Source organism: Methanocrinis sp. (assembly GCF_049974945.1).
Classification (GTDB): Archaea; Halobacteriota; Methanosarcinia; order Methanotrichales; family Methanotrichaceae; genus Methanocrinis.
In genome coordinates, this window is the sequence record NZ_JBNGCU010000113.1 from 1 (window position 1) to 4,486 (window position 4,486).

General features: G+C 57.5%; 3 protein-coding genes. All 3 read right to left on the reverse strand.

Translation table 11 applies throughout. From position 1 onward, the window contains the following. A partial coding sequence (locus ACP5EL_RS09155) for an acetate--CoA ligase family protein (protein ID WP_428402207.1) occupies positions 1 to 608 on the reverse strand: 608 nt, incomplete at its 3' end. A gap of 1,059 nt (positions 609 to 1,667) precedes the next feature. Next, positions 1,668 to 2,135, reverse strand: a complete 468-nt coding sequence (locus ACP5EL_RS09160; protein WP_428402208.1) for an SRPBCC family protein — start codon at positions 2,133 to 2,135, stop codon at positions 1,668 to 1,670. Between the two features lie 51 nt (positions 2,136 to 2,186). Then, positions 2,187 to 3,896 (reverse strand): DUF11 domain-containing protein, encoded by a 1,710-nt coding sequence (locus ACP5EL_RS09165; protein WP_428402209.1) that lies wholly within the window; start codon positions 3,894 to 3,896, stop codon positions 2,187 to 2,189. Positions 3,897 to 4,486: the final 590 nt, after the last annotated feature.

A 4,486-nucleotide genomic window follows, 5' to 3' on the forward strand; every position in this document is an offset into this window, starting at 1 on the left:
GCGATCTCGGGATATTTCACCACCAGGTCGGAGATCTGCATCAACAGACCCTTCAAGGCGGTGATGTCCGCCGATCGGCCCCGGTACCCCTCCAGGAGGGCGTGCCCCTTTATCCCCGCGATCATCTCCTCGGCGTCCGACTCGGATATCGGTATCGACCGCAAAGATACGTCCTGGAGGATCTCGACGAAGATTCCTCCGAGGCCGAACATCAGGATAGGGCCGAAGGTGTGGTCGCGGGCCACTCCCACGATCGCCTCGGTCCCGGCTGGGGCCATCTCCTGGACCGCAACCCCGACGAGCCCCTTCTCCCGGAAGGCCTCTCTTATCTCGGCGTAGGCCCTTCTCACCTCGTCGGGGCTCTTGAGGTCGAGCTTCACGCCGCCAGCGTCGGACTTGTGGACGACCTCCGGAGATACCACTTTCAGGACGACGGGGTAGCCGATCGACTCAGCCATCTGCACCGCCTCCTCTTCGGACCGAGCGACCTGTGCGCCCGTCGTCGAGATGCTGAGGCTCTCCAGGATCGCCTTGCACTCGTGCTCCATCAGGTAAGATCTATTCTCCTCTTTCGCCCGACCCAAAACTTCCCTGAATAATTCTGCCATATCGTCCCTCCATCAATCTCAGTGACCCTGAATCAGATTTCCTCAAATAATCCAAAAATATCGCCCCCACAGAGGCATCTTGTGCCATTATCCATGTAAAATTTCGTCGTATAGACCCTGATTTTGCACCTCTGCAGCCTGCCGGGTCTCTCTTTAATCGGAGGCACCTTAAACTTTTCTCTCGCCCCTTAGCCGCTCGGCGAAGTTCAGATCTCCATCAGCCGGTATCTAGAGGATCCAAGGCCGATCTCCTCGCCGAAGCCCGAGCGGCGTTTGTAGCCCCCACGGGGGCAAAATATACATCTGGAATCATAAAAATTTCCACCCATCTCATTCGGATGTTAACGCCCTTTTCCTGCCGATATGTCGTCTCTGGGATAAGTCTCTTTTCATAGTGGGAAGCCACCACTCCATCGCCTCTTCCGCCATATCACAGATCAGCCGGCTCTCCAGGAGGATAACGCTCTGATCCGCCTCGGGAGATATGGTGGCCCAGTGATGCTGGTGCGCCTCGAACTGGAGCCCCAGGAAGAAGCTCTTATCGGCCTCGCACCGTCTATCTGCAACAAACGGCCCAGCCGTGAGATAATCTCCGATCCAAAGAATTATAAAAATGAGCTCTTTGACGTTCGGGCCGAGCTCTGCCTATCTTCGCTCATCCGAACGCCTTTGAGATTTCAGTCTTGTGACCGTCTCGACCGGCTTTATAGCCGGTATCTAGGACAGTTCTTATCGTGATGAGGCCCATCCATGAAGGGGGTGGCCCCACAGTGTCGGCAGATGTAGGCGGTTCTATCACCAGGAAGAGGGAACTCTTCCCCACCAATGTGGCAGTTACAAACAGGTTGGTAATGATCAACCATTCAATACACCAAACAAGCTACATATATCCGCCTAATGAGATATAAAGTTTACGGTTTCTCGGCCCAGAAGCACTCTATAATCACAATTTTGAGATTTTTGTTGCGGATACTCTTACAGCCCTCGATCTATGTCGCCACATTATCAGGTTGTAAGAAGATACAACCCGAGGCTTCAGCTGGCCTCGACGATCGGCCCTCAGTCCACCTCATCTCTAGAGGGACTCCCGTCTCCCCCCTCGACCCTCTCTTTGAGGGCCCTGTTCATCTCCCCAAATCCCGCCAGGGTCTGATCGACGCTCTTCGCCATGAAGGGAACCAGAAGACCGGAAAATATCTCCCGCTGGACGAAACGCGACCTCTCCGGCCCCAGGGGCTCGATCTCGAAGATGTGCTCTCCGTCCAGGAGACCGGGAACCAAGAGCCTCCCCTTCCACCGGAACTCCCGGCCCTTCACGACCTTCGTCACCCTAGGCCTGAAGGCCACAGCCCTTCCGCCCGGGGGCCTTATCTGGACCCTCAGCCTCGCCCCATCCTCCGCCACGCCCACCAGGGGCCGGATGAAGGGGTTCCATTCACTGAAGCCCTCAAAGTCCGTTAAAACTTTCCAGATCTCCTCCGACGAGGCCAAAATCTCAATCTCCTCTCTGATCTCCTTTTTGAACATGCCATCAGACCTCCATCCTATCCTCTATTGCCACCAAACGGGCGGGGTTCCTCAGAGATCCCGAAGGCCGATCTCGTCGGCCTCGCCAAACCAGTCAGGGGGCTGCCATCCTGGCCTCTGCCGCTCGCCCTCGAACTCCTCGACCTCGACCACGGCCTTGGCGTAGACCGGCCCGAGGGAAGGGCCGTCCACGGACCTGGGATCAACCTCAACCAGGTTCACAAACCTCCCGCTCCAGAGGGCCTCAGCCTGGTAGACGATCGTCTCCGTCTCGCCGGGGCCGAGATCGATCAGGTTCCAGCTGACTACGCCGTCCTCGTAGGTGGCAAAGGTCGGCGACGAGTCGATGAGCCTCATCCCGTCGGGGAGCCGATCGATGACCGTCGCCACTTTGGTGCCACTTCCGAGGTTTTTAACCTCCAAACTGTAGGTGACGTGGTTTGGAACCGTCTCGTCGACCTCTCCTATCTTGGCGACGGATACTCCGCCCACAGAGCAGCAGGAGAGCCATCCGATCTCCAGGGCGGAGAAGTTCGCCGCAGAGACCCACTCCTCACCGTTCCCGCCGAAGGCCTCGACCCGGTTCACCAGCTCGTCTCCCCAGAAGCTCGTCACGTCGAGGACGAGCTCGATCATGATGACGTCGCCAGGAGAGAGGTGAGTGAGGGACCAGTTGGCGCCGTCGGAGGTGAGGGTCGGCCTATAATTCGACCTGATGAAGACCGACCCCGGAGGGAACCGGTCTCTCACCAGAACCGGCTCCAGGGTCCTCCCGCCATCGTTCTCCAGGGTTATGACGTATTCGGCCAGGGTTCTCTCGTCCTCATAAACGAGCGTTCCCTCCTTGGTCACCTCGAGGTGGGGCTGGCGGTATCCGGAGGCGGAGGCGAGCTGGAGGTCTCGCCGGAGGGAGTAGTCTCCTTCGTACTGCTCGTCCATATCGATCTCGTCCTCGGAGACGACCCTGTACCGTGCCCTCCCCGAGAACTCGGCTTCGGTCTTCATCTCGCTGAGGCCCCTTGCCACCGTCGTCTTCTCCAGCCGCTCGAGGGACGAGTACTCCTCGCCGATGTAGCTCTCGCCCACCCGCCTGGAATAGACGCCCTCCCTCCACTTTAGGGAGAGGTTCGCCGAATGACCCTCGCCGATGACGAAGCTCGTGGGCCGGTGGGCGAGAGAGACCGACTTGGCGATGTAGTTCGTATATGTGTTGATCTTCTCTTCGGACTGGTAAGTGCCGGTCCCCGACTCGAAGCTCTTCTGGCCGTCGGCTACCTTCTTGTTCACCGCAACAAACCCCGTCCCGGCAACGGACCGCTCGGAGGCGATGGTCGAGCCGTAATCTTCAACCTGCTCGCTGATCTTGAAGCTGCCAGAGTAGTCCTCCCTGGCCTCGAAGGCAGGGACATCCTGGGGCGTCCCGTTGGGGCTGGACTTTTTGAAGACTCCTAGGCTCGCCACCCCGTCGAACGTGGACTCGACCTCCATCTCGGTCCCGTTGCCGTCCACCCCGATGACGGCCTCCCGATCGAGGGAGTCTCCGCGAAGGTAGGACTCCTTCATCGCCGTTCCCGTGGCCGGGTTTCTCAAAACCGTGATCTTGGTGAAACCGCCGCCGAAGGTCGATCTCGATATCTCCAGGACTGGACGAGAGAGAGAATTGTTCTCCGATACCCTGATCGAGCACCGACCGTCCTCTGAACTCGCCTGACCGTTCGCGCATCCGCTCTGCCCCGCAAGGGCCAGGAGAAGGCAGAACATAACTGCCAGCCACCTGAAATAACCATGCATAAACTACCACAAACCAGCTCGTTTCCGTTTTCAGTCTCTGTAACTCTAACCTCAGAAATGCTCTAAAACATCTGTAGAAGCGATGAGTAAGGAGACGTAATCCCGTCCATCAAATTTTCTCGCGTTCAATCTAAGATATCTCCCATATAGATCATTAATTGCGCAGTATATGATATAACTTATATATCCACGTGTCGGCCAAGTGCGTAAGTCCTATTGAGGATAGGTGAACGAACCGTACCATCCCCTCCCCGGAACCTGGGATAGCCGGGTTTCTCTCCGGCCTTAACTCTTCGAAGAAGGCTTTCAGGGCAAGACCTCTCCCACGCCTCATCCCTACCCTGAAGGGGGGCCTTCCCGCTCTGCCCTTCGCAATCCCGCGAGGTAAATTAGATAAAATGGTAGACAGGACGCGGAGGCCCGCGTCCCGCATCTTTCGACACCTAAAATGGTCTTTTTTCCGTCTTCTCACTCGTCGCTCTGCATGATGTGACCGATGATCCTACCGTAGGCGGGCCTTGCGATGAAGACGCCGATGAGAACCCCGGCTATGGTGATCA